The organism is Asticcacaulis sp. P2_B1 (assembly GCF_056404915.1).
Window position 1 is genome coordinate 913,625 of record NZ_JBFUDD010000002.1, and the last position, 25,186, is coordinate 938,810.

The 25,186-nt window shown below is 59.8% G+C and carries 28 protein-coding genes; 17 read left to right on the plus strand and 11 right to left on the minus strand.

Annotated features, from left to right (window positions below; genetic code table 11):
* Nucleotides 1-22 precede the first annotated feature (22 nt).
* From AC1DX3_RS08575 to AC1DX3_RS08615, 9 genes are all read left to right on the plus strand, one after another.
* The gene (locus AC1DX3_RS08575; RefSeq protein WP_476988835.1) at nt 23-685 is read left to right on the plus strand and encodes a dienelactone hydrolase family protein; all 663 of its coding nucleotides are present in this window, start codon (nt 23-25) and stop codon (nt 683-685) included.
* Nucleotides 686-751: 66 nt separating this feature from the next.
* On the plus strand, nt 752-1,216 hold the full coding sequence (locus AC1DX3_RS08580; RefSeq protein WP_476988836.1) for a hypothetical protein: 465 nt from the start codon (nt 752-754) through the stop codon (nt 1,214-1,216).
* A 310-nt stretch (nt 1,217-1,526) separates the two neighbouring features.
* Nucleotides 1,527-2,147 carry a ribonuclease D gene (locus AC1DX3_RS08585; protein ID WP_476988837.1) on the plus strand — a complete coding sequence of 207 codons (621 nt, stop codon included), beginning with the start codon at nt 1,527-1,529 and terminating at the stop codon, nt 2,145-2,147.
* Between the two features lie 22 nt (nt 2,148-2,169).
* Nucleotides 2,170-2,853 carry an LPS export ABC transporter periplasmic protein LptC gene (gene lptC, locus AC1DX3_RS08590; protein WP_476988838.1) on the plus strand — a complete coding sequence of 228 codons (684 nt, stop codon included), beginning with the start codon at nt 2,170-2,172 and terminating at the stop codon, nt 2,851-2,853.
* A 46-nt stretch (nt 2,854-2,899) separates the two neighbouring features.
* Entirely contained in the window at nt 2,900-3,436 is a 537-nt protein-coding gene (locus tag AC1DX3_RS08595) for an LptA/OstA family protein (protein ID WP_476988839.1), read from the plus strand.
* Between the two features lie 3 nt (nt 3,437-3,439).
* Nucleotides 3,440-4,204: an LPS export ABC transporter ATP-binding protein gene (gene lptB / locus AC1DX3_RS08600; protein WP_476988840.1), complete on the plus strand. Its 765-nt coding sequence runs from the start codon at nt 3,440-3,442 to the stop codon at nt 4,202-4,204.
* Nucleotides 4,205-4,566: 362 nt separating this feature from the next.
* On the plus strand, nt 4,567-6,087 hold the full coding sequence (gene rpoN / locus AC1DX3_RS08605; protein ID WP_476988841.1) for an RNA polymerase factor sigma-54: 1,521 nt from the start codon (nt 4,567-4,569) through the stop codon (nt 6,085-6,087).
* Between the two features lie 265 nt (nt 6,088-6,352).
* Nucleotides 6,353-6,961, plus strand: a complete 609-nt coding sequence (gene hpf / locus AC1DX3_RS08610; protein WP_476988842.1) for a ribosome hibernation-promoting factor, HPF/YfiA family — start codon at nt 6,353-6,355, stop codon at nt 6,959-6,961.
* 130 nt (nt 6,962-7,091) lie between these two features.
* Nucleotides 7,092-7,556 carry a PTS sugar transporter subunit IIA gene (locus AC1DX3_RS08615; RefSeq protein WP_476988843.1) on the plus strand — a complete coding sequence of 155 codons (465 nt, stop codon included), beginning with the start codon at nt 7,092-7,094 and terminating at the stop codon, nt 7,554-7,556.
* A 200-nt stretch (nt 7,557-7,756) separates the two neighbouring features.
* Here AC1DX3_RS08615 and AC1DX3_RS08620 read toward each other — a convergent pair whose 3' ends face one another.
* The 3 genes from AC1DX3_RS08620 to AC1DX3_RS08630 all read right to left on the minus strand — a co-directional run bounded on the left by AC1DX3_RS08620 (nt 7,757) and on the right by AC1DX3_RS08630 (nt 10,572).
* Nucleotides 7,757-8,167 carry an Hsp20 family protein gene (locus AC1DX3_RS08620; protein ID WP_476988844.1) on the minus strand — a complete coding sequence of 137 codons (411 nt, stop codon included), beginning with the start codon at nt 8,165-8,167 and terminating at the stop codon, nt 7,757-7,759.
* Between the two features lie 116 nt (nt 8,168-8,283).
* A complete protein-coding gene (locus AC1DX3_RS08625) occupies nt 8,284-9,522 on the minus strand; it encodes a tetratricopeptide repeat protein (RefSeq protein ID WP_476988845.1) in 1,239 nt (412 codons plus the stop codon).
* Between the two features lie 81 nt (nt 9,523-9,603).
* Nucleotides 9,604-10,572 (minus strand): alpha/beta fold hydrolase, encoded by a 969-nt coding sequence (locus AC1DX3_RS08630; RefSeq protein WP_476988846.1) that lies wholly within the window; start codon nt 10,570-10,572, stop codon nt 9,604-9,606.
* Nucleotides 10,573-10,860: 288 nt separating this feature from the next.
* Between AC1DX3_RS08630 and AC1DX3_RS08635 the strand changes: the two genes are divergently transcribed.
* From AC1DX3_RS08635 to AC1DX3_RS08645, 3 genes are all read left to right on the plus strand, one after another.
* Nucleotides 10,861-11,361: a hypothetical protein gene (locus AC1DX3_RS08635; protein ID WP_476988847.1), complete on the plus strand. Its 501-nt coding sequence runs from the start codon at nt 10,861-10,863 to the stop codon at nt 11,359-11,361.
* A 10-nt stretch (nt 11,362-11,371) separates the two neighbouring features.
* The gene (locus AC1DX3_RS08640) at nt 11,372-12,007 is read left to right on the plus strand and encodes a CatB-related O-acetyltransferase (RefSeq protein ID WP_476988848.1); all 636 of its coding nucleotides are present in this window, start codon (nt 11,372-11,374) and stop codon (nt 12,005-12,007) included.
* Nucleotides 12,008-12,072: 65 nt separating this feature from the next.
* Complete coding sequence (locus tag AC1DX3_RS08645) at nt 12,073-12,990, plus strand: hypothetical protein (protein WP_476988849.1); 918 nt, start codon at nt 12,073-12,075, stop codon at nt 12,988-12,990.
* Nucleotides 12,991-13,002: 12 nt separating this feature from the next.
* Here AC1DX3_RS08645 and AC1DX3_RS08650 read toward each other — a convergent pair whose 3' ends face one another.
* From AC1DX3_RS08650 to rimO, 3 genes are all read right to left on the minus strand, one after another.
* On the minus strand, nt 13,003-13,662 hold the full coding sequence (locus AC1DX3_RS08650) for a glutathione S-transferase family protein (RefSeq protein ID WP_476988850.1): 660 nt from the start codon (nt 13,660-13,662) through the stop codon (nt 13,003-13,005).
* A gap of 183 nt (nt 13,663-13,845) precedes the next feature.
* A complete protein-coding gene (locus AC1DX3_RS08655) occupies nt 13,846-15,351 on the minus strand; it encodes a tryptophan halogenase family protein (RefSeq protein ID WP_476988851.1) in 1,506 nt (501 codons plus the stop codon).
* Nucleotides 15,352-16,761, minus strand: a complete 1,410-nt coding sequence (gene rimO / locus AC1DX3_RS08660) for a 30S ribosomal protein S12 methylthiotransferase RimO (protein ID WP_476988852.1) — start codon at nt 16,759-16,761, stop codon at nt 15,352-15,354. It abuts the gene before it with no gap.
* Nucleotides 16,762-16,869: 108 nt separating this feature from the next.
* On the opposite strand from rimO, the gene fsa reads away from it, so the two are divergent.
* Together fsa and AC1DX3_RS08670 are read left to right on the plus strand one after the other, a co-directional pair.
* A complete protein-coding gene (fsa, locus tag AC1DX3_RS08665; protein ID WP_476988853.1) occupies nt 16,870-17,523 on the plus strand; it encodes a fructose-6-phosphate aldolase in 654 nt (217 codons plus the stop codon).
* Nucleotides 17,524-17,733: 210 nt separating this feature from the next.
* Nucleotides 17,734-18,915 carry an acetyltransferase domain-containing protein gene (locus tag AC1DX3_RS08670; protein WP_476988854.1) on the plus strand — a complete coding sequence of 394 codons (1,182 nt, stop codon included), beginning with the start codon at nt 17,734-17,736 and terminating at the stop codon, nt 18,913-18,915.
* Between the two features lie 7 nt (nt 18,916-18,922).
* Here AC1DX3_RS08670 and AC1DX3_RS08675 read toward each other — a convergent pair whose 3' ends face one another.
* The 5 genes from AC1DX3_RS08675 to dapF form a co-directional block, all read right to left on the minus strand.
* Entirely contained in the window at nt 18,923-19,624 is a 702-nt protein-coding gene (locus tag AC1DX3_RS08675; RefSeq protein ID WP_476988855.1) for a MarR family winged helix-turn-helix transcriptional regulator, read from the minus strand.
* A 92-nt stretch (nt 19,625-19,716) separates the two neighbouring features.
* On the minus strand, nt 19,717-20,460 hold the full coding sequence (locus AC1DX3_RS08680) for an inner membrane-spanning protein YciB (RefSeq protein WP_476988856.1): 744 nt from the start codon (nt 20,458-20,460) through the stop codon (nt 19,717-19,719).
* Complete coding sequence (gene ftsY / locus AC1DX3_RS08685; RefSeq protein ID WP_476988857.1) at nt 20,460-21,410, minus strand: signal recognition particle-docking protein FtsY; 951 nt, start codon at nt 21,408-21,410, stop codon at nt 20,460-20,462. The genes AC1DX3_RS08680 and ftsY overlap by 1 nt, the downstream gene beginning before the upstream one ends.
* A complete protein-coding gene (gene mtaB, locus AC1DX3_RS08690) occupies nt 21,407-22,675 on the minus strand; it encodes a tRNA (N(6)-L-threonylcarbamoyladenosine(37)-C(2))-methylthiotransferase MtaB (protein WP_476988858.1) in 1,269 nt (422 codons plus the stop codon). Before mtaB ends, ftsY begins: the two co-directional genes overlap by 4 nt.
* Nucleotides 22,672-23,505, minus strand: coding sequence for a diaminopimelate epimerase (gene dapF / locus AC1DX3_RS08695; RefSeq protein WP_476988859.1), 834 nt, complete (start codon nt 23,503-23,505; stop codon nt 22,672-22,674). The genes mtaB and dapF overlap by 4 nt, the downstream gene beginning before the upstream one ends.
* A gap of 79 nt (nt 23,506-23,584) precedes the next feature.
* Between dapF and AC1DX3_RS08700 the strand changes: the two genes are divergently transcribed.
* The 3 genes from AC1DX3_RS08700 to AC1DX3_RS08710 are packed head-to-tail and all read left to right on the plus strand — an operon-like array spanning nt 23,585 to nt 25,067.
* Nucleotides 23,585-23,818 carry a hypothetical protein gene (locus tag AC1DX3_RS08700; protein WP_476988860.1) on the plus strand — a complete coding sequence of 78 codons (234 nt, stop codon included), beginning with the start codon at nt 23,585-23,587 and terminating at the stop codon, nt 23,816-23,818.
* The gene (locus tag AC1DX3_RS08705; RefSeq protein WP_476988861.1) at nt 23,815-24,171 is read left to right on the plus strand and encodes a type II toxin-antitoxin system death-on-curing family toxin; all 357 of its coding nucleotides are present in this window, start codon (nt 23,815-23,817) and stop codon (nt 24,169-24,171) included. Before AC1DX3_RS08700 ends, AC1DX3_RS08705 begins: the two co-directional genes overlap by 4 nt.
* The gene (locus tag AC1DX3_RS08710; protein WP_476988862.1) at nt 24,168-25,067 is read left to right on the plus strand and encodes an ion channel; all 900 of its coding nucleotides are present in this window, start codon (nt 24,168-24,170) and stop codon (nt 25,065-25,067) included. The genes AC1DX3_RS08705 and AC1DX3_RS08710 overlap by 4 nt, the downstream gene beginning before the upstream one ends.
* Nucleotides 25,068-25,186 lie beyond the last annotated feature (119 nt).

Genomic DNA, 25,186 nt, shown 5'->3' on the forward strand with positions numbered 1-25,186 from the left:
CTTTCCAACCGAGGAGAGACGCATGGGACAGATGATCGACTTGACCCGCCCTGACGGCGGCAACTTGGCCGCCTATGTGTCGGACATCGACAAGACCCGGCCGGGCGTCATCGTTATCCAAGAATGGTGGGGTCTCAACGACCACATCAAGTCGATCGTCGAACGCTTCAGTTTCGAGGGCTTCAATGCCCTGGCGCCCGACCTCTATCACGGCCGCATCACCAAGGATGCCGACGAGGCCAGCCACATGATGAGCGGTCTCGATTTCCAGGGCGCCGTGCACGAGGACATCGCCGCGGCGCAGGCCTGGCTCAAGACGGTCAATCCGTCGGTCGCCATTATGGGCTTCTGCATGGGCGGCGCCCTGACCATCGGCGCCGCGGTGCGGCTCGACGGTTTCCAGGCTGCTGTCTGCTTCTATGGCATGCCGTCCAAGGCTTTCGCCGACCCGAAGGATATCAAGATCCCCTTCCAGGGCCATTTCGGCCGGATTGACGATTGGGTGACGCCGGCCCTGGTCGCGGGCCTCCAGACCGATATGACGGCCGCCGGCAACCCGCCGGAAGTCTATAGCTACGATGCCGACCACGCCTTCTTCAACAAAACGCGGCCTGAGGTCTATAACGCGCAAGCTTCGGAACAGGCATGGACGCGCATGATGGCGTTTTTGCGCAAGAACCTGTAGGAAGCGAAGCTCGTTACTCGCTTCTTAAGAGGTAAATTTGAGTATTTATCGGTAAGGATTGTTCAAATGGCCGTCAAGAAAGCATTTTTTACATTTATAATTATGTTAATGCTTTCAGCTATTGCCGTGGGTGTATATTTATTTTGTTATTCCCCATTGTCCATACCATACCAGCTATCTCCCGTTTCGGATTTAATTGAGGTTCGATTTCAGGGTTACTTGCAGAGAACTGAGGTTGGGACGTATGTATTGTGGGATTCCAAGTGCAGGCACACGACGGTCGCTGCTGTCCCCGATGAACTGGCAACGCAGAATCAGACAGCTTTCAATCAGTTGAACGTAGAGTATTTACCTGATAGGAACATAGCCTTCGGTAATTTTGAAGGATATATGAAAAGGCGTGCATTTATTGCTCGTGGAAAGAAAGCCAACTCCCAAATGTATTTTGATATGCGAAAATTAAATATAAAAAAAAGCACCACGATTTCTGCTGAGTTTGGACGCAATAACAATTGCGAATTAATCAGATAAAAAAAGTGCTATGACCTGTCATCAATCAAGCTGATGAAACATTTATCTTCTTGGAGTCTCAAATCAGAAGATCTGTGACTTACGGACTGTTAGCAAAAAATTAGGTGCCAATGGATGCCAGATCGACCCCGGCTAACAGATGCGCAATGGACTAAGCTTCCGGGTAATGCTGGCACACTTGGTGCTCGTGCCAAGGGCAATCGCTTATTCATGGGCGACGTCGGGCGAAGCTAGCTGCGGTGCCCGATTGACCTTTACCGCATTTGGGCTTAGGCGAATGCGAGACATATTCGCATAAGGGCCTGAAAGTTTGACCGTATTCTATCATGAAGGCGACCTGCCCGACGGCCTCGACCTGGGCGCCTCGGTCGCCATCGACTCCGAAACCATGGGTTTGCGTTTCCGCCGCGACGATCTGTGTGTCGTCCAGCTGTCATCTGGCGACGGCCACGCCCACGTCGTGCGCATGAATCGCCCGGGTTACGACTGCCCGAACCTGAAGAAGCTGCTGACCGACCCCATGGTGCTCAAGCTGTTCCACTATGGCCGTTTCGACATCGGCATGTTCGAACTGCACCTCGGCGTCACTACGGCGCCCGTCTATTGCACCAAGATCGCGTCGAAACTGGCGCGCACCTATACCGACCGTCACGGCCTGAAGGATCTGGTGCGCGAGCTGTTGAGCGTCGACCTGTCCAAGGCCCAGCAAAGCTCGGATTGGGGCCAGGCAACGCTTTCGCCGGAACAATTGGCCTATGCGGCGTCCGATGTCCTGCACCTGCACGCCCTGAAAGACAAGCTCGACATGATGCTGGCGCGCGAAGGCCGCGCCGCCCTGGCCCAGGCCTGTTTCGACTTTTTACCGCAGCGCGTCAAACTGGATTTGGCAGGATGGGAAGATTGCGATATCTTCGCCCACAGCTGGGTATAAACCAGCGTAAAATTAGGCACATATGACGCTGACCCCAACCTCCACCGCCGATCCGGCCGCCGTCGACGACGATGCGGACATAGAGATCGCCGACCGCCGCGCCCGTCTGGCGCAGCAGGCAGCGGCGGTGCGGCGGCGTTCGCGCGTCATTCAGTGGCTGCGCAAGCTGTTTCCGGCGGCGATCGTCATTCTGGCCGTCGGCAATTTCGGCTGGATCACCATCCAGGCCATTGTCAGCTCGCTGGATGTCTACAAGGGCAATACCGCCGAAGATCGCATGACCAATCCGCGTTTCACCGGCCTTGGCAATAATGGCGACCACTATATCATCAGCGGGCTGGAAGCCATTCGCGCCGGCCACGACGCCACCGTCATCACCCTGAGTTCGCCCAGCATGGACTTCAAGGGCGACGCCGCACGCGCCACGCACATTTCGGCCAATAATGGCGTCTATGACCAGAACGCCCAGACCTTCACCCTGACCGGCAATGTCGTCATGGTGTCGGGCGGCTCGGACATGACCTTCACCACGACCGAGGCGGTCGTCGACCTGGCGAAATCCACCTTCCATGGCGACAAACACATTGAAGGAAACGGCTCGGTCGGTCATATAGTGGGAGAATCCTTTGTCATTGCCGACAGCGGACGCGACGTCACCTTCCATGGCCGAGGCGAAGCCAAGGTTTTCGTGACTATGCAGCAGTAATGGGGCAGCAATAGTGGCGATGACACAGATAAAAGGGAATAAAGGCATGAAAACGCACCTGTTAATCGCCGCCGCCGCGGCTTTCGCATTCGGCCTGGCCGGCGTTGCGAACGCCCAGGTGTCCAGTTCAGGCGGTCCCTACATGGTCAGCGCCGATACGTGGCACGCCGACGGCGCCGCCCATATCCAGTATTACGACGGCCGCGTCGAGATCATCCAGAACGACTCGCGGCTGCGCGCCGACCACATCAAGGTCAGCCACTCCGCAACCACGGCCAGCGGCGGTGACGGCTGGGGCGAGGTTCTCACCATCGAAGCCACGGGCAATGTCTATTACGTTACGCCGACCCAGCAGATGAAGGGCGCCAGCGCCGTCTACACCAAGGCGGCCGACACCATGGTCATTACCGGCGACGTCGTGCTGCAGCAGGGCCAGAACGTCATGACCGGCGACCGCCTGACCACCATCGTCTCGACCGGTACCAGCACCTTCGACGCGCCGCAAAGCGGACGGGTCAAGGCGGTCATCTATCCCGACAGCAAATCCGCCAATGCGGCCGCCAACAAGACCACCGGTCACTGATAGATGCAGGTCGAAGAGCTTATCCCGTCGTCCAAACCGGCGCCGATCATCGAAGGCATTGTTGTCGAAGGTATCGGCAAGACCTACAAGGATCGCGCCGTCGTCAAGAGCGTCAGCCTCAAGCTGGGGCGCGGCGAAGTCGTGGGTTTGCTCGGTCCCAACGGCGCCGGCAAGACGACCTGCTTCTATATGATCACCGGCCTGATCGAAGCCGATTACGGCACGATCATGCTCGACGGCCAGAACATCACCCATCAGCCGATGTATCAGCGCGCCCGCATGGGCATGGGCTACCTGCCGCAGGAAGCCTCGATCTTCCGTGGCATGTCGGTGGAGCAAAACATCCTGGCCGTGCTGGAACTCAACGAAAAGAACCCGGTCGCCGTCCAGGACGATTGCACGCGCCTGCTCGAAGAGCTGCGCATTACCCATATCCGCCATTCGCCGGCGACGGCTCTGTCCGGCGGTGAACGCCGCCGCGTCGAAATCGCCCGCGCCCTTGCCGGCAAGCCATCCTTCATGCTGCTGGACGAACCCTTTGCCGGTATCGACCCGTTGGCCATCACCGATATCCGCGACGTCATCACCTATTTGAAGGGCCGCGGCATCGGCATTCTGATCACCGACCACAATGTCCGTGAAACCCTGGAAATCGTCGACCGCGCCTCGATCATCCACTCGGGCGAAGTACTGTTCGAAGGCACATCCGAGCAGATCACCCACGACCCGGAAGTCAAGCGCGTCTATCTCGGCGAGTCGTTCCGGTAGGTTTTTAGCCACGAAAAGCACGAAAAACACGAAACGAAGTTCGACGCAGTCAAAATTCGAGCGCTTTTTTGAGCCTGCGCCCGAAGGGCAAATGCTTGTACGCAGCCCGGATATTGATGCGCTTCGCGCGAAGACGCCCTGAATTTTAGTGTATTTCTCTTTTTTCGTGCTTTTGGCTTCGCCGAACGTTGCTTCGTGTTTAAGCCTTTTTAACTTCCCACAAGCCCGGGTGAAATTCGCTAACGCAATTTTTGTGCCACTTGCCCGCCCGGTGGATTTTTTTCGTTAATCTTTGCCCGCTATCAAGGAATTGTAGAGCAATTGCGGTCATAGTGATCGTGCATGGATCAACGGGATTCTTAATGGCGCTCGGTCAAAGACTCGAACTCAGACAAGGGCAGGGGCTGGTCATCACGCCCCAGCTGCAACAGGCTATCAAGCTGTTGCAACTCTCGAACCTTGAGCTCGAAGCCGTTATCGAGACCGAGCTGGAACGCAATCCCCTCCTGCAGCGCGACGACGCCGATCCGGTTGGCGACAGTAACGACGCCGAAGCGCCCATGGAGCGTGATACGGGCGAATCGCGCGAACTCGAACTCGGCGACCGTGATGCCATGCAGGCCAACAGCGAAATGGATGCGTCGAATTCCGACGTCTATGGCGACGATGCGCCGGTGGTCCGCGAACGCGAATCGGTGGTGTCGGACAGCAATGAAGGCCCGATGGTCGACTGGTCGAAGGCCGGCAAGGGCGGCGGCGGCTTCGATGGCGACGACGAAGGTCTGGAACGCTCGCTGACGCGCGAAAAGACCCTCAGCGAACACCTGACCGATCAAGCCCTGATCGCCCACTTCACGGCGCCGGAAATGGCGATTGCCCAGATCCTGATCGATGCCGTCGATGAGGCCGGCTATATGCGCGTGCCCCTGGAAGAAATCGCCGACCGGCTGGGCTGCGACCTGACCTTGGTCGAAAAGGTCCTGATCGCCTGCCAGGGCTTCGAGCCGACCGGCATCATGGCGCGCAGCGTGCCGGAATGCCTGCGTTTGCAACTGGTCGAGCGCAACCGTTTCGACCCCGCCATGAGCGCCCTGATCGACAATCTCGAGCTTTTGGCGCGCCGCGACCTCGGCGCCCTGCGCAAGATTTGCGGTGTCGACGAAGACGATATGAGCGAGATGATCGCGGAGCTGAAGTCGCTCAATCCACGGCCGGGCGCGGCTTTCGGCGGCGAGGTATCGCAGACCGTCGTGCCCGACGTCTTCGTTCGCGCCGATGCCGGCGGCGGCTGGCGCATCGATCTCAATTCCGACACCCTGCCGCGCGTCCTGATCGACCAGAAATACCACGCCAAGGTCGCGACCTCCGCGCGTTCGGACTCCGAAAAATCCTATCTCAGTGAATGCCTTAATCAGGCCAACTGGTTGATCAAAAGCCTGGATCAACGCGCCCGCACCATCCTCAAGGTGTCGTCGGAAATCGTTCGCCAACAGGACGCCTTCTTCGTCTACGGCGTCGAATATTTGCGTCCGCTGAACCTGAAAACGGTCGCCGATGCCATCGGCATGCACGAATCGACCGTGTCGCGCGTCACGAGCAACAAATACATCGCCACGCCGCGCGGCGTTTTCGAGCTGAAATTCTTCTTCACATCGTCGATCGCCTCGTCCGACGGCACCTCCGCCCATTCCGCGGAATCGGTGCGCCACAAGATCAAGACCTTGATCGACTCCGAGAAGACATCGGGCGAGATTCTGAGCGACGACCGCATCGTCGAATTGCTGAAAGAGGCCGGCGTCGACATCGCCCGCCGGACGGTCGCCAAATATCGCGAAGCCCTGCGCATCCCGTCCTCGGTCGAACGCAAACGCGCTGTCAAATAGCAAGCCTTAATGCATGCATAAGCGATTGTATTAACAATCTTTATCGCAACTTTATGTCGCACCTCTTACACAGATTAGTGACTTCCCAGATCGTCAGATCGGCGTAAAGTCTAGGGGTGTCCTAATAGGCACTCCGGCGGCGTTCGTTATGCAAACGGACGGCGGGCTTTCTTTCCTCAAAGAAAGCCGAAATGTTCAGTGGGCGAATCCGGCCCTGTCGGATTCGGTGGGTTCTTTTCATTTAAGAACGGAGCGACATATCGCTATGCAAATTCAAGTCAACGGAAAACAGGTCGAAGTCGGGGATGCACTGCGCGAGCGCATTGAAACCCAACTGACCCAGGGCATCTCCAAATATTTCGATCGCGGCGGCGATGCAGAGGTGACCATTTCGAAGCAGGGACACTTATTCAAGGCGGATTGCTGGATACGCCTGGCCTCGGGCCAGACTCTTGTATCCCACGCCTTTGGCGGCGATGCCCATTCGGCCTTTGACGGAACGCTCGATCACATGGAAAAGCGTGTCAGGCGCTATAAGCAACGCCTGAAGAACCACCACAATGGCACGCCGCAAAAAGAAGAAACGGCCAATGTCACCGTTTTGCGCGCCTTCGATACCGACGTCGAAGACGAAGAGATCGACGACGGCATGGACCACAGCTCGCCGCCGCATTCGATGATCATCGCCGAGACGGAACAGACCTTGCGCACCATGACGGTGTCGGCGGCCGTGGCCGAAATGGAAATGTCCAACTATCCAGCCATCATGTTCCGCAATGCGGCGCACGGCGGCTTGTCGGTGATTTATCGCCGGCCGGACGGCAATATCGGCTGGATCGATCCGGAACGGACGCGGGCCCGGGCCGACGCGTAAATTTGTAGGGGGAAGCCGGACAATTTAGCGTGTAGACGGGGTGGGTTGACGTAAGCCGCCCGCCCCTCTATGGCATCGCACGCACGGTTGTGCGCCGCTAAGTCTGTCCTGCTGCTATTACGGAAGTCCCATGTATCTCAATAGTCTGTTGGACAGGCACGCCATTCTCGGCAGTATCAGCGTCAACTCGAAGCGGCAGGCGCTTCAGGTCGTCGCCGACCTGGCGGCCCGTCAGTTAAAGCTGGATGCCGGGGACGTGCACCAGGCGCTTCTCGAACGCGAAAAGTTGGGCTCGACCGGCGTCGGTATGGGCGTCGCCGTGCCGCACGCAGCCTTGCCGGGCCTGGACGCCATGCACGGCATTTTCATTCGCCTGGAAAGCCCGATCAATTACGATTCGATCGACGACATGCCGGTGGATCTGATCTTTGCCTTGTTGGCGCCGGAACATGCCGGCACCGAGCATTTGCGCGCCCTGGCCAAGGTGTCGCGTGTCCTGCGCCAGAAAGAGTTGCGTGAGCAGCTGCGTCTGATCGACAATCCGGACGCGATCTACGCCGTCCTTACCGGCATCGCCGACAGCCACGCCGCTTAATACCAGCCGTGGTGTGCTGCATTTCGGTTGTAAGGTTTTGACCACGAAAAACACAAAAAGCACGAAAAGTTCGAGCGCTATTTGCGTCTGCGCCCGAAGGGCGAACATTTCAAATGTGACTTGAAATCTAAAGCGCTGCGCGCGAGGACGCCTTAAATTTTAGTGTTTTTCTCTTTTTTCGTGCTTTTCGTGTTCAAATCTTACTCTGCTACCTCAATCGGAATAATCTTCACCTGATCGCTTGGCTCCGGCCGCTGCAAATCGATATGCAGCAAGCCATAGGCCAGTTGCGCCTTGGTCACTTCCAGTCCGTCGCTCAGCACAAAAGCCCTGGTGAAACCGCGCAAGGCAATGCCGCGGTGCAGATATTCGCGCTCACCCGTCTGTTCCTTGCTGGCGGCGACGGTCAGGTGGGCGCCGCGCAGCTCGATGCGTAACTGATCTGCGGTAAAGCCGGCGACGGCGATGCTGATGCGAATATGGTCGGGCGTCAGGGATTCGACATTATAGGGCGGATAATTGTCATGGCTGCGGCCGATACGTTCGGCCAGGCCACGCAGCTCGTCGAAACCCAGCATATAGGGGCTGTCAAACACCACTGTCCGCATCATCGTCGCCCTTTCCCAAGCCTTTTCCTGATATGGGCGCGGCGCGATTAAAATCCAGTATGGGGGTCAAATTCGTAAGACCGGCCGCGGAAGGCAGTTTTGCCCTTGGCGGCTTCCAACTACACGCCTTGAGCGGCGTTCGCTGCCTTGTCGTCCAAGGCCTTCAGCGCGGCGCAGCCGGCGGCGATGTTATTGGTGCAGGCTTGCGTATAGCGCTCTCGGGCGTAACCCACCTGTTCCGGGGTCGGGCCACCCAGCTCGCCATTCATCAGCATGTCGGCATAGGCGACGCAGCTTTCGCTGTGACGGTTATTGCAATCAATGCCGTACAGGTCCCGGGCATATTGCGGGTCGGCAGCGACCGTGCCTTCGCCGTGGCGCAATATCTTGGCCAGCAGGACGCAGCCCTGCCAGCCGTGATCGCGGCATGAAGACCTGAGTAGGCCAGCCACCTCCTTCATGTCGACGGGGCCGAGCAGCCCGTCATGCATCATCCTGGCCTTGCCATAGCAACCGTCGCCATCGCCGGCATCGCAGGCGCGTTCATAGAGAACGAAGGCCAGGGCGGCATCCTCATCGCCGCCTTCGCCGCGTTCCAGCATGCCGGCATAGCGCGCGCAGCCCTTGGCCCGATCGACGACACAGGCCTGCCTGAGGCCGGCGCGGGCCAGCACCAGGTCCTTCGGCCACTGCGTGCCTTCGGTGCTCCAGCGGGCGATGACGTCGCAGGCGTCATAATAATTGCCGTCGTAACAGGCGGTTTTCATCAGGGCGATCATGCCCGGCATGTCCTGGGCCTCCGCACGGCCAAAGGCGGCGTGGTAGTCGTCGTAACCGCTTGGGTTCGGCTTCGCCGCCATTTCACACATGTCGCTTTTGCCCATATCGCAGGCTTTTCGGGCCATCTCCTTCGAGCCGGATGTATCGACTATGCCGCCCTGGCCCGTCGCCATCATGACGGCCAGGTTGCGGCAGCCGCCGCTATCGCCCTTGTCGCAAGCGACGCGGTTGGCCGTACGCGCCTCGTTGAGCCGGCCCTGTTTGAAATACATGGTCGCGACGTCGGCGCAGGCCGAGGCCAGGCCGCCGTCGCAGCCATATTGTTCATAGCGCAGCCCGTCGCCGGCATTTGGCGACACGCCGTCGAAACCGCTGAAATAGGCAGCGCCGATCTTGGCGCAGGCCGACGCGGAACCCGTCCCCTCACGGCAGGCGTTCTTCCAGTGCGACAAGGCCAGGCTGGTCGAGCTCGCCCGATCTCCGATCAGCTCCTCGCCTTCGCTGGCGCGCACCGGCGTAACGGTCAGTGTCATCAATACAGCGAAGAGGAGGCCGAAAACACAGCGCGAAAATGGCATGGACTTACCTTTCGGAAAAGTCCACGCTGACGCAAGCCAGGGGCCGGCGCAACACACAACGGCTGTAATGTCAGCTTGATCTTAGCTTTGCGACTCAAGAAATTCGGTGATGGCGGCGCGGGCGGCCGGTTCGGTCAGCATGGGCGCATGACCGATATAGTCGATATCGACGCGGGTAAAGTCGGGCGACGCGGCGGCCATCTTTTTGGCCTCGCCGTCGTCGAGCAGATCAGAGAGGGCGCCGCGCACCAGCAGCAGTTTGCGGCCGTGCGCCAGGCTGGCATAGCAGGGCGCCATGTCATGGGTGCTTGCGGTCACCGTGCCGCTCTTGAAGGCTTCGGTGATGCGCGGGTCATAGGCCAGGCGCAGCATGCCGTCCTTGCCCTTCTGGAAGACGCGATGAGCGAATTTCAGCCATTCCGCCGGCGTATAGTTGGGAAAGGCGAAGCGGTTCTGTTCGGCGATAAATACTGCCGCGTCGTGCCAGTTCTTGAACGCCATATGTTGACGCGCCGCATAGGACGAGACGCGCGCCAGGCCTTTGGGCGACAGGACCGGCCCGACATCGTTGAGCACGGCCGACTTGATCAGGTTGGGACGCAGGGTCGACAGTACCATGGTGACCAGCCCGCCGGTCGAGGTGCCGACGAAGATCGCCTTGCCGATGCCCAGGGCGTCGCACAAGGCCAGGATGTCCTTGGCATAGGTCCAGATGTGGTAGTTCATCGCGTCGCCGTCGTTTTCCGACAGGCCGCGACCACGGAAGTCGGGGACGATAACGCGGCGGTCCAGCTTGGCGATGTAACCAGCGACCTCTTCGAAATCGGCGCTGTTGCGCGTCAGGCCGTGCAGGCAGATGACTGGCAGGCGGACGCGGCCGGGGCTGGCGGGATAGTCGCGGGCATAGAGACGCAGGCCGTCTTCGGTAAACCACCAGCGATCCTGGAAGGTGGCAGCCTTGCGCGACAACAGGGCGTGATCCGCCCGGGCGGTTTCGGAGGCCTCGTGCGTATAGGTCGCCGATCGCTTGTTGTCTTTGAGACTGATCAAAATGTATGTCCGCCTAGCGCCTGGGGAGAGCCGTCAGCTGATTCTCTAACATGAAATAATTCGTGTTGGGGGTAAAATGCAAGGTCTAATGGCGTCCAGTGCCAGCCGGGCCGCGCTTGGTGCTTGATCTTGGCCTATTTTGAGCGTATGTCCGCCGCCGAGCCTTCGGGAAGGCTCAGCCCCGCGAAAAGCCTCCGGTTATCCCGACGTATCATACGTTACCGACAATCTGCTCTTTTGTGGCTTTTCACGGGTTGGGGAAAAGGCCTTGAACAAAGGAGATGACCCATGCCCGCAACGGCACCCAAACCCCTGGACAGCTATAAGCGCGACGCCGCCCGATTATTGAAATCGGCGCGTGCCGGCGATTCTATGGCCACGGCCCGTTTCGCCCGCCTCGACAATCCGCCGGCCGACCTGCAACTGAAACATGCCCTGGCCGTTGTGGCTCAGGAGGCCGGTTTCGAGTCGTGGACCGCGCTGAAACAAAGCTCGGAGGAGGTCGATTTTTCCGAAATCTTCGCTTCGCCCGGCCTTAAGGACTCGATCAATCACTGGTTCCGCAATTACGATGAAGCCAAGGCGCACCATGATGCCCACGGCGGCGTCCTGTTGCCTTACCGCAGCCAGGCCTTCGTGACGTCGTTCGATATCTTGCCACGTTTGGGTTACGAAATCGACGATCCGGACTGGCGCGATATCGGCCATGATTTCGTCAAGCCGGCGTCGGACGTGGCCCATGAACGCATCAAGGCGCGCCTGACTCGCCGCTTCGGCGCCAAAGCGTAGGGAGATCATCATGCCTCTATTGAATGTCGACGCCGTCCACCCGATCACCGCGCCGAATGGTGCCGTGATCACCACAGCCGTCTATCTGCAAAACGTCATCGACCACCCGCGTATCGAGGTCGGAGCCTATTCTTATGCCTCGAACTTCACCTCGCCGGCGGATTGGGTGCAGACCCTGGCGCCCTATCTCTTCCCGGTCAGCAACGAGAAGCTGATCATCGGCAAGTTCTGTCAGTTTGCCCACGGGACTCTGTTCATCACCTCATCGGCCAACCATCCGATGGCCGGTTTTTCGACCTATCCGTTTCGCGTCTTCAAGCCGGAAACCATGGTCGACTATGTCAACCTGCCGTTCAAGGATACGGTCGTGGGCAATGATGTGTGGATCGGCCACGGCGCCATCGTCATGCCGGGCGTCACCATCGGCTCGGGGGCAATCATCGCCGCCAGCGCCGTAGTGACGAGGGATGTCCCGCCCTACGCTATTGTGGGCGGCAACCCGGCCAAGGTCATCCGGCAACGCTTCAGCGACGAGGTGGTGGCGGATTTGCTGGACATCGCCTGGTGGGACTGGCCGATCGACAGGATCGAAGCCAGGCTGACGGCGATTGAGATTGCCGATCTGGCGGCGTTGAAGCGACTGTGATGCACGTGTCTTAACGTGATTTTCAGCTCCCGCCTGTAGACTAAAAGCCACAGGCTGGAGATGACATGGAGCTCAAGGAACGCAGAAGGTGGTTGATAGGTCTGTTCCTGACCGGCATCGGCGCGATTATCAGCTTGGTCTTGCCAAATAGCGCTATTCTGATGCTCAGCTATCTTCTGGTGGGCATTCTGCTCGTTTTCTGCGTACCGGTATTTTGTTACGGCGTCCTTGCTTTTATTGTTCAGGCCTTCCTGTGGAAAGCGCCTCAAAACATCCGCCTATTAACTGCCGGAGCAGCTGTCGCCATCACAGGGGTGGGGATCCCACTCATTTACAACGCTCATCAGTGGGTGCATTTTAATGCTTTACTGAAAGAGCAAAGCCCACCCCGTGCCGTTGGCCGGCATGAAACTGTCGCCGTCATTTATGATTATACACTGCTTGCCGATCGCGAACGCGGATGTGATCAGATTTGCCAATCCTTGCTGTTTTCCCGAGAAGCACGGGTTGTAGTTATGGGGTACGGCGAAGACTCCGAGACAAGTCCCATCGTGAAATTTACGTCCTACCATGTCGAACATCGTAAGCCGTGCCCGTACGTGAAAAAGTCCGATCAGCCGGTCCAGAATATCGACCTGTATTCGCACTTATTGAACGGCGAGTGCCTCATCGCCGAGCCGCCAGACCTGTCCAAAGTCGACCTCTATATCAAGCCAAATGGCTTTGACCAGGCCGCAGGCCGCAGCTATTTCTCCGCCTATCGGTTGGATGGCTCCAAGGTTATCCCCGTTTATACCTATAGACACATCTCCCTGCCGCGAATGTCGTCATTTTTCACGTTCGGCCGTGATGTGCGAATGGGCGGTGACACGACCGGAGTTTTTACGTTCGGGAAAGAGGGCACATTTGAACAAAACCTGACGACGGGTGATCACATGCGCCGCATGGGGTTCACCTACACTGACGGCTCTGCGTCTCGTTAATCGCAAAGGCCCTCAAAGTGCCTTGAGGAAGTCAGGCACAAAGCGGTTGTTGGCGTAGAGATAGGCCACCAACCGCTGCATGACCGGCAACACGCTGGACCGGCGCGCCATGGCATCGCGCCACGTCGCCAGTTTCGGTGTCTCGGCCGTTAGTGGCGCACCCAGGCGCTCGCCATAGACCACCACCATAAACAAGGCGATATCGGCGAAGGAAAACGTTCCGGCAAGGTAAGGCTGCGCGGCGAGGCGCTCTTCCATGCTGAGGCAGTATTTTTCCGCCCCGGCGCGCGCCGTCTTCGCAGCTTCGCCGTCCAAATCATCCTGCAGGCTCATCAGACGGATGATATGCGGGAAATAGACTTCGTCCGACGCGTGCTCCAGTTGTCGAGCCTTCGCCCGGGCCAGCCGATCGCGCGGCCACAGCGGCGGCTCCGGCGCCGCATCTTCGAGATATTCGAAGATCTGCGTCGAGTCGTAGATCTCGGCTTCGCCGTCGATCAAGATCGGCACCTGGCCTTTGGGATTGATGCGCAGGACGTCGGGATGCTTTGGGCTGTAGCCAGTAGCGGCACTGTAATCGACCATGACGATCTCTGGCGTCAGGCCCTTTTCATAGGCAGCGATTTCGACCTTCATGCCGAACATGCTAAGCGGCGCGGTATAGAGACGCATGGCGAGCCTTTGGGATATAAGGGTTTATCCGCAGATTGACGCAGATTTTAAGTGGCGATTTTTCAGAGTATGACGAACCACCGTCAGCTGCCTATCAAGGCTCTGAAAAATCACCACTTAAAATCTGCGCTAATCTGCGGACTATCCTATAAATGCCGGCCAAGCCCACATATGTCAGCAACTTCACACCGCCGCGCAATGCCTACGGATAAAGGCGCTGTGGGACACGCCCTCCGCGGCCATGCCCTTGACGTCGGCGCGGATATTGCGCGTCAGGTCCTGCAGGTCCTTCAAGGCGAAATTGTCCGCGAACGGATCATAGGCCCGCGGCTCGATGCCGAAGCCGTCATACATGCACAGCCAGCTCGGGTCGAAGAAGCTTTCGGCGTCGTAGCGGGCGAACTGGCCGCTGGCCTTATAGAGCTCGATCTTGTGCAACAAAGTATCCGGCAGTTCCAGGGCCCGGCACTGTACCCACAACGGTTCCGGCCGCTGGCTGGCCCAATAGTGCAGGATGATGAAGTCGCGGATGCGCTCGAATTCCAGCGCCGACAACCGGTTATATTCCGCCACCAGGGCCGGCTCGCACTCCATGGTCGGGAAGCGCAGCAGCAGCTTGTTGATGCCCGACTGGATCAGGGTAATACTGGTCGATTCCAATGGTTCGAGGAAACCGCCGGCCAGACCGATGGCGACACAATTGCGATTCCATAACTGCTCGGCATGACCGGCGATAAAGCGGACGAAATTCGGTTGGGTCAGGACTTCACCATCGAGCACGTCGCGCAGGGCGCCTTCGGCGTCGCTGTCGCTGATCAGGTCGCTATTATAGACATAGCCGTTGCCGACGCGGTGCTGCAACGGAATGCGCCACATCCAGCCCGCTGCTTGTGCCGTCACGCGGGTGGCGACGGCGATATCATTGGGGTCGACGTGGCTGCACGGTAACGCGACGGCGCGGTCGCACGGCAAATATTTGCGCCAGTCGCGGAACCCGGTCTTCAGGGCGCCCTGGATCAACAGTCCGCGGAAGCCCGAGCAGTCGATAAACAGATCGCCGGCGATCGTCGTGCCGTTGTCCAATTGCAGGCTTTCGATAAAGCCCGTCTCGGCATTTTGTTCAAACGTGGTGACCTTGGCGTCGATGCGCGTGACACCGCGCTTTTCCGAGAAGCTGCGCAGAAATTTGGCGAACAGGGAGGCGTCGAAATGCACCGCCCAGTCATAGATCTGGAAATCGGCGCGCGGCTTGGGGTCGGGCAGGGCGAACCGGTTCTGGTAGATCAGTTCCGAGCTCAGGCAATAGTCGTCGAGCGGGTAGGGTTCGCCGGATTCCTTCAGCCTTTGCCACAGATGATGGAAACCGACCGGGCCAGCTTCCAGGCCGTAGCGCGCGAACGGGTGCAAAAAGCGGTTGCCCTCGTGGCGCCAGCCGCGAAAATCGATCCCCAGCTTGAACGTGCCCTGGGTCGCCTTCATGACGTCGTAGGTATCGAGGCCGAGCGACGCGAAATAGCTGCGGATAGCCGGCACGGTGGCCTCGCCCACCCCGACCGTACCGATGTCCGAAGACTCGATCAGGGTGACTTTGACGTTCTTGATAGCCAACCGATAGATCAGCGACGCCGCCGACATCCAGCCGGCCGTGCCGCCTCCGACAATGACGACGTGCTGGATCGGCTGGGGCATTTAGACTCGCGAGATCAGGGTGTGCATGCGGCGTTTGGGGACGGCCCCCGGCACGCGGTTCAATTTGATCAAACCGTCGGGCTCGCCCCACAGGTCGTAGGCGTCGGCGCGGGTGACCCGGGCCTTGGCGAAATCGCCGGCTTTCAAGCCGGTAAAGCCTTTCAGGAAGATATGGCCGTCGATTTCCGGGGCGTCGCCGCGCGTGCGGGCGATGACGGTGCCGTCATTGCGGATATCGTCGACCAGGACGTCTTCGACTCTGCCGACCTTGGCTTGCAGTTTCTGCGCCGAGATGCGCGAGGCCACGGCCATGAAGCGGGCCAGGCGGTCCTGCTTGACCTCCTCCGGCACGTGATCGGGCAGGTGCTGGGCCGGCGCGCCGTCGACGTTTTCATAGGCGAAGGCGCCGACGCGGTCGATCTGGGCGACTTCCAGCCAATCGAGTAGCAGGTTGAAATCGGCCTCGGTTTCGCCGGGGAAGCCGACGACGAAGGTCGAGCGCAGGGTGAGGTCCGGGCAGACCTCGCGCCACGACAGGATACGATCCAAGGTCTTGTCCTGGTTGCCTGGGCGCTTCATCGCCTTGAGGATTTTCGGGCTGGCGTGCTGGAACGGGATGTCGAGATAGGGCAGGATCTTGCCTTCGGCCATCAGCGGGATGACGCTGTTGACGTGGGGATAGGGGTAGACATAGTGCATGCGTACCCAGATGCCGAGCTCGCCCAGCCCGCGCGACAGGTCTTCGAAGGAGGCGTTCCAGTTCTGCCCGCGCCATTCGCTTTGGGCATAGCGGATATCGAGCCCGTAGGCCGAGGTGTCCTGGGAGACGACCAGCAATTCCTTGACGCCGGACCTGGCCAGGTTTTCGGCTTCGCGCAGGACTTCATTGACCGGACGCGAGACGAGATCGCCACGCAGGGTCGGGATGATGCAGAAGGAGCAGCGGTGGTCGCAGCCTTCGGAGATCTTGAGATAGGCGTAATGTTTCGGCGTCAGGCGCACGCCCGGGTCGTTTTCCGGCACCAGCGGACGGAACGGGTCCGGCTTCGGCGGCACGATATTGTGGACGGCGTCCATGACGGCGTCATATTGGTGGGCGCCCGTGACGGCGGCGACATTGGGGAAGCGGGCGCGGATCATGGCTTCTTCGCCGCCCATGCAGCCGGTGACGACGACCTTGCCGTTTTCGGCCAGGGCTTCGCCAATGGCGTTGAGGCTCTCTTCCTTGGCGGAATCGAGGAAGCCGCAGGTATTGACGACGATGACGTCGGCGCCGGCATAGCTGGCCGAGGTGTCATAGCCTTCGCCCTTCAGGCGCGTCAGGATGCGCTCGGAATCGACCAGGGCTTTCGGGCAGCCGAGGGAGACGAAGCCGACCTTGGGGGCAGCGGCGGTTACGGGGTCACGCATAAACAAAAAACTTGAGTTTGAGGGGGGAACAGTCTTTAAGCCCCCCAATAGCGAAATTTCACGCCGGTTGGAAGTTATTCCTTAGCCGCGTTCCCGAAAGGAAATCCCATGCTGCTCTTTGCCGATACCGCCGACACCAAGATTCTCGCCGAACTGATGGAAACCGGCCTGATCGACGGGGTCACGACCAACCCGACGATCATTGCCAAGTCCGGCCGCAACATGTTCGAGGTCATCAAGGAAATCTGCGACATCTGCGACGGTCCGATCTCGGCCGAGGTGGCGGCGACGGATGCGGTGACCATGATCAAGGAAGGCGAGAAGCTGGCCCAGATCGCCACCAATATCGTGATCAAGGTGCCTTTGACGATCGAGGGCTTGAAGGCGACCAAGGAATTTTCGTCGCAGGGTTTGATGACCAATGTCACCTTGTGTTTCTCGGTATCGCAGGCGCTTTTGGCCGCCAAGGCGGGTGCGACGTTCGTGTCGCCGTTCGTCGGGCGTTTGGACGACCAGGGCGCCGATGGCATGGAGCTGATCCACAATATCCGCACGGTGTATGACAATTACGAGTTCGACACCGAGATCCTGGCGGCCAGCCTGCGTACGGTCGGCCATGTCGCCGAAGCCGCGCTTGCCGGCGCCGATTGCGCCACCTTGCCGCCGCAGACCTTCCGCGACATGTTCAAGCATCCGTTGACGGACAAGGGTCTGGAGACGTTTTTGGCGGATTGGGCGAAGACCGGCCAAAGCATACTGTAAACTTATGGGGTGTGGGGGCTGTGCCCCCACAAAACCTTGCCTTTTCTATGCAAAAAGCCTTGGCCCTTTTGGGGCCGAGGCTTTTTGCATAGAGGAAGCGAAGTCTGGGGGCCGCGGACCCCACACCCCGTACGATTACAGCTTGCTCCACCGATCTTGCCAAGCCTCAACATTCCGATAAAGTACCCGCGTTCTTTCATGGGGGAAGCCATGTCCGAAGTCGCACCCCAGGCAACCCAGCGCCTGGCCTTTATCGATGCCCTGCGCGGCTTGATCCTGTGCCTGATGGTGCTCGACCACACGCGCGAATTCTTCCACGCCGGCGCCTACCAATACGATCCGCTCGATCTCGATAAGACCTCGGTCATCGTCTACTTTACCCGCTGGGTGACACACCTGTGCGCCCCGACCTTCGTCTTCCTGTCCGGCGTGTCGATCTTCCTGCAAAAGGAAAAAGGCAAAACCGGCTGGGCCCTGTCGCGTTTCCTCCTGACCCGCGGCCTGTGGCTGGTCATCCTCGAACTGACCGTGCTCGATTTCGGCTGGAATTTCGCCGCGCCGCTCGTCTTCCTACAAGTCTTCTGGGCTATCGGCGTCAGCATGATGATCATGTCAGCCCTCGTCTGGCTGCCGCGCAACGCCGTCTTAGGCCTCGGCATCCTTATCGTCGCCGGCCATAACCTGCTCGACAAGGTCGACGCGCAATCCCTAACCGGCGGCGCGCAAATCTTCTGGCGCCTGATGATGCAGCCCGGCGGCTTGGGCGCCGTGCCAGGTTTTATCGCCTATCCCGCCATACCCTGGCTCGGCGTCATGTGCCTCGGCTACGGCTTGGCGCCCATCCTGTCACGATCCGAAAACCGCACCCGCAACCTGTTGCTGCTCTCCGCCGGCATGATCGCCCTGTTCCTGATCCTGCGCATTCCCAATCTCTACGGCAATGGCCGGCCTTGGGAAGTACCCGCCAATGCCGCCTTCACGCCGCTGGCCGTGCTCGACGTCACCAAATATCCGCCGTCGCTCGACTATGTCCTGATTACCATCGGCATCGCACTCTTATTGGCCCTGGGCCTCGAGCGCCTGCCGCAAAACCTGCTCAAGCCGTTCCTCGCCTTCGGACGGACGCCGCTTTTCACCTATCTCTTCCACCTCTACCTCCTGCACATGTCGGCGATCGGCATAGGTCTGATCATGGGTGTCCCGCCCCAAGACTTCATCAACTTCCTGATCAAGGGATCGCCCGGCGGCGCGCTCGCGGCCGACCATTGGGGCCTGCCGCTATGGGCCACCTACCTCATTTGGCTGGCGGTCCTGGCTATCCTCTATCCGCTCTCAAGCCGCTATGCCGCCTATCGCGCCAAGCACCGTCACTGGTGGACAAGCTATTTGTAGCGTGTGGCTACTTGACGACGGAAATCACCGGCGCGTGCACCAATTCTTCGGTCAAGGCGGTTTCGTCGGCGCCGGCGGACAGGGGCGGCATCGGCAGCTTTTTCAGCTTCTTGGCGCTGAACTTGTCCTTCTTCGGCTTTTTCTTCTTTTCCGCCTTCTTGAGCGCCTTGGCGGCGGCTTTCTCCGCCTTCTCGGCGGCGGCCTTTTCGCGGCGCGCGGCGCTGTCCAGGCCGATGACGGCATGCAACTGTTCTTCGCGCGATGCCGTCAGCTTGCGCAGCAGCTTGACGAAGCTGTCGCGTTTCGGCGGCGACAACAGGCTGAGGATCTTTTCGTCGGCGGCCAGGACGCGCGGCTGCATATCGGTGAGCGCGGCACGGCCGGCCTCGGCCAACGTAACCAGATTGGCGCGGGCGTCGGTGGTCGAACGTTCGCGTGCCAGCAGATCCTTGGCCAGCATGCGCGACACCAGTTCCGCCAGGGTCGAGCGGTCGATGCCGGTGACCTTGACAAGGTCGGTTTGCGACAGACCTTCGCCGTTTTCGAGCGCCTGCAGCACGGCATATTGCCGCTGGGTCAGCGCACCTTCGCCGGCTTCTTCGTTATAGATATCGAGGGCAATTTGCAAAACGCGGTGGAGGAGATGCGACGGCGATTCGTCGAGACCATTTTTGGACATCAGGTTTTCCGCATGCTTGGATTTCTTCATAGCGCGCATCCTTATAACAACCGTCTTTATAAGTTTGCCATATTTATATGTCGCTTTTGCGACAATTTCCTCCGCACACGGAAGATAGGGATTTAGCCGGCTTTCGGCGCGTCATCCGTACCCGGATCGGTGATCAAATTTTTCATCATGAACGGCAGGAGCGCGATGGAAAAGACAACCGGCCCGCCGATGATCGAGACCAGCTTCCAGGTCGTCCAGAAAGTGTCGCTTTGTGTCCGCCAGATAACTTCGTTGATGGCCGCCATGGCGAAATAGGACAGGCCGTAATAGATGGTCAGGCGCGGCCATGCCGCGTCCTTGAGCTTCAGCGCATCTCCCAAAAGGGCCTTCAGCGGTTGCTTTTTCAGCAGAACGCCGCCCAGCAGGATGCTGCCGATCAACACGTCGACGATCGTCATCTTGATCTTGACGAACATCGTGTTGTGAAAATAGACCGTCATAATGCTGAACGGGATGGTGATCAGACACGACATCAGCGGAATCCACGCAATGCGCTTTTCGGCCACCAGGCCCAGGATCAGGGCGACCAGCGAGGCCGCGCCCAAGACACCCGAGGCCCAGATCAGGGCGTCGCCCTTGGGCACCAGTTTAAACACCGAACAGGCAAAGAAGGTCAGGCCGAACGCCACCAGCGGGCCGTAGTCAACGATCAGCTTGATATGGTTCTGCTTGGGCTCACCCGGCTTCAAGGCCAGTTCCGGATTGACCTCGCCCAGTTTTTCGGCGGCAATGGCGCCCGCCGCATCGACGACCTTGTCGTTTTCTTTGATTTGTTCACCCAAAGAAGCCTTACCGAGTGATTTTTCGTCGCTCATCACTTATCTCCCAGGGGTTCCAGCCCGACCATCGAGCGGGCAAAGTCGCGCGCCTTGAAGTCGTGCAGGTCTTCGATATCTTCGCCGACGCCGATCAGCTTGATCGGGGCATCGGACGCCTTGGCGATCGGAATCAGGATACCGCCGCGCGCCGTGCCGTCGAGCTTGGTCATGACCAGGCCCGAGACGAAAGCTTGCCGGCCGAAAATCTGTTCCTGGCTGAGCGCATTGCGCCCGACCGTGGCGTCAAGCACCAGCAAGGTCTCGTGCGGCGCCTCGGGATCGACCTTCTTGATGACCCGGACGACCTTCAGCAGTTCATCCATCAGGGCCTGCTTGTTCTGCAAACGCCCCGCCGTGTCGATTAAGACGACGTCATAGCCCTCCTCCTTCGCCTTGACGAAGGAGTCGTAGGCCAGGCCCGCCGAATCGGCGCCGGTCTTGCGGCCCATGAAGTCGGCCTTGGCGCGTTCGGCCCACACTTTGAGCTGCTCGACCGCGGCGGCGCGGAAGGTGTCGCCGGCAACGACCAGGACCTTGGCGCCCTGACCGGTCAGCTTGGCGGCGATCTTGCCCAAGGTCGTCGTCTTGCCAGAGCCATTGACCCCGACGAACAGCACGACATAAGGCTTGGGCCCGCTCAAGGCATCGAACGTGCCCTCGTGATTGACCAGTTCGTCGGCCAGGGCCTCGGCCAGCGCCGAGCGCACCGCCGTCGGATCCTTGGCCGAGTTGAAACGCTGCTGCGCCATCTTGGCGGCGATGGTGGCGGAGATCTGCGGGCCGAGGTCGCTTTCGACCAGCAGGTCCTCGAGCTCTTCGAGCGCCGCGTCGTCCAGCGCCTCTTTCTGCGCGAAGACCTGGGTCACCTGTTCGGTCAGGTTTTGCGAGGTCCGCGACAGGCCCTGGGTCAGGCGCTGGAACCAGCCTTTTTTCTTATCGTCACTCATACCGCTTGCTGTAGCCCAGTTTGCGCAACCGTGCCAAGCGCATGTTTGGCATCCGCGCCGTGGATGACGATATCGGCCAGCGCGCCGACCGTCGCGTCCCCGTCGAATACCACCTCGGTAAAGTCGGCGGCGCGGGCAAAACCGGGCTTTTCGACGATGCACGACAGGGTGCGGCCGGTCTGGCGTCCCAGGTGCCGCGTCAGGGCCTCGGTGCCCTTGGCGCGCAGTTGAGCGGCGCGCGCCTTGATCAGCGGCTTGGCGACCTGGGGCATCTTGGCGGCGGGAGTCTGCGGCCGCGGGCTATACGGAAAGACGTGGAGATAGGACAGGTCACAGGCGTCGACCAGCGAGACGGCATTAGCGAACATCTCATCGGTCTCGGTCGGGAAGCCGGCGATCATGTCGGCGCCGAAAGCGATATCCGGCCGCGCCTTACGCACGGTTTCGACCAGCTTGATGGAGTCCGAGCGGTTATGACGGCGCTTCATCCGTTTAAGGATCATGTCGTCGCCGTGCTGCAAGGACAGGTGGAGATAGGGCGCCAGGCGCTCTTCCTCGGCAAAGGCGCGCAGCAATGTGTCGTCGATTTCGGCGGCGTCGATCGACGACAAACGCAGGCGCTTCAGGTCGGGCACCAGCTTGAGAATGCGCGTCACCAGGTGGCCCAGTTGCGGATTGCCGGGCAGGTCGCCGCCCCACGAGGTCAGGTCGACCCCGGTCAGGACGATCTCGTTATAGCCCTCGGCCACCAGGCGCTGGGTTTGCGAAATGACGTCGCCGGCGGCGGCTGACCGGCTATTGCCGCGGCCATAAGGAATAATGCAGAAGGTGCAGCGGTGATCGCAGCCGTTCTGCACCTCGACAAAAGCACGGGCGCGGTCCTTCAGCCCGTCGATCAGGTGACCGGCCGTTTCCTGGACCGAGAAAATGTCGTTGACGACGATGCGCGCCGAGTCCGGCGTCAGGGCATAGGCGCCGGATTTCGCCTTGTCGGAATTGCCGATGATGAAATCGACCTCGTCCATGGCGGCGAAGGTGTCCGGATCGGTTTGCGCCGCGCAGCCGGTGACGATCAGGCGGGCGTCCGGGTTTTCCTTGCGGGCGCGGCGAATGGCTTGACGCGCCTGGCGGACGGCCTCGCCGGTGACGGCGCAGGTATTGAAGATGATGGCGTTGTCGAGCCCGTCTTCGGCGGCGGTCTTCCGGATGACCTCGCTTTCGTACGAATTCAGGCGGCAGCCGAAGGTAACCACGTCTACGCTCACAATGTACCCTCGAATTCAACTTCGATGGGACCGGTCATGATGACGTGGTCGTTGTCAGCCCAGGCGACATGCAGCGGGCCGCCGTCCATGATGATGGTCGCCGCGCGATCGGTCAGGCCGCGGCGCGCTGTGGCCACCAATGTAGCGCAGGCGCCGGTGCCGCACGCCTTGGTGATGCCGGCGCCGCGTTCCCAAACCCGCATGCGCACGGTCTGGCGGTCGATGACCTGGGCGAACTCGACATTGACGCCTTCGGGGAAGAGCGGATGGTTTTCGATCAGGCTGCCGGTCGCCTTGACGTCGACGGTATCGACATCGTCGACGAAGAAGACGCAGTGCGGATTGCCCATCGAGACGGCTGCGGGCGTATGATAGAGCGGCGCGTCATAAGGCCCGATCTTCAGTTCCAGTTTCGCCGTGTTCATCTCTTCGGATAGCGGAATCTGTTTCCAATCGAGGCCGGGCTTGCCCATGTCGACGCTGGCCGTGCCGGTCTTGGCGTCGGCGCGCAGGACGCGGGCCTTGGTCAGGCCGCCCAGGGTGTCGATTTTCAGGGTCTTGTCCGAGGCATCGCGGTTCAGATACCAGGCGACGCAGCGCAGGGCATTGCCGCAGGTCTCGACCGTGCCGCCGTCGTTGTTCCACACACGCATAAAGGCGTCGCCGTCATTCGAGCCTTCGATACTGATCAGCTGATCGAAACCGATGCCGGCGGCGCGGTCGCCCCAGGCACGGATCTGCTCCGCCGCCGGCGTGAAGGCGGTGTCGCGGGCATCGACGACAATGAAATCATTGCCGAGGCCATTCATTTTCAAGAAAGGGCGGCTCATTTCGCGCTATATAGTCACAAAAGCGAGAGATAGACAGGGGCTTGTTGATATCATGATATTTCATGATAACGTCCGCCCTATGACCGATACCCCCGTTCGAGAAAAATTCGCCACCCAGATGGATACGGCCTTGCTGGCCGAGGTCCGTGCTCTGGCGCGCGACGAGGGCCGGCAATTGCAGGCGGTGATCGAGGAGGCCGTGCGTGACCTGTTGGAAGCGCGCAAGGGCGGCGACGTGCGTAAACGTGTGGCCGACGCCTATCGTGATAGCCTGACGCGGTATGCGCCCCTGTACGAACGGTTGGCGAAATGACCGACTATCTGACGGCCGAAGATGTCATTGCCATCCATGACGACATCGTGTCGCGTTATGGCGGGACGCCTGGTTTGCGCGATCGCGGGCAGTTGGAGGCGGCGGTTTACCGGCCGCAAACCGGCGCCTATGACGACGTCTCGGCCGAGGCCGCGGCGCTATGGGAGAGCCTGGCCCAGACTCATCCGTTCCATGCCGGCAATGCGGCGACGGCGTTCGCGGCCATGTACAGTTTCCTGCGTTTGAACGGCTATGACATCAGCGCCGACGCCGATGCGGTATGGGCTTTCCTGGCGCCGTTGTATCAAAAGGGCGGGCCAGATTTTGTCACCCTGGACCGCTGGTTGAGATGAGCGAGGCGCCTGAGAGATTTCGCCCGCGTCTGCTGCCGCGGCCGGGCCGACCGTCACCGCGCGTCGTCATCCGTGGCCGCAAAAAGTATTATTTCAGCGATCTGTATGCCCAGTTGATGGAGGCTCAGTGGGGCACGCTGGTCGCCGTTTTCATGGCTACTTTCCTGGTCATCAACACCTTTTACGCCGTCGCGTATTTCCTGCTGGCCGACCTGTGGCATGGCGAGGGCATCACCAATGCGCGGCATGGGGTGTTTCTCGACTACTTCTTTTTCAGCGTCCAGACGTTGGCGACCATCGGTTATGGCGGTATGTCCCCCCAGGGCATTGTCGCCAACATATTGGTGACCTTGGAGGCGGTGACCGGATTTACATTTTACGCCCTGATGACGGGCCTGGTGTTTTCGAAGTTCTCGCGGCCGACGGCCTTGGTGACCTTTTCGGAGCGCGCGGTGATCAATCGCGACATGGGCGAGACGCACTTCATTTTGCGCATGATCAATGATCGCGGCAACCGCATCGTCGATGCCCAGGCGACGCTTTACATGATGCGCGACGATATCTTGCCGGACGGTCAGATCATGCGGCGTTATTACGATCTGGCCTTGGTGCGCTCGAAGGTGCCGATCATGCAGCTGAGCTGGAGCGTCATGCATCTGATTGACGAGACGAGCCCGCTTTATGGTGAGACCAGCGAGAGCATGGACGAGAAGAATGTCGAGGTCATTGTCTCGATGGTCGGGTTGGACGAGAGTCTGTCATCGGAGATCCACACGCGGTATTCTTACACGGCGGAGGATATTCATTTCGACCGCAGCTTCGAGGGGATCTTGCACCGGCGGCCGGATAATACGTTGGAGGTGCATTATGACCGGATACATGACTTGAAAAACTAATGGGGTTTGGGGGCTGTGCCCCCCAAGTCTTCCCTATTTCCTTCTTTGATCCCTGGCCCTACGGGCCGGGTCAAAGAAGGAAGCAAGAAAAGATGTGGGGTCGCGGACCCCACGCCCCA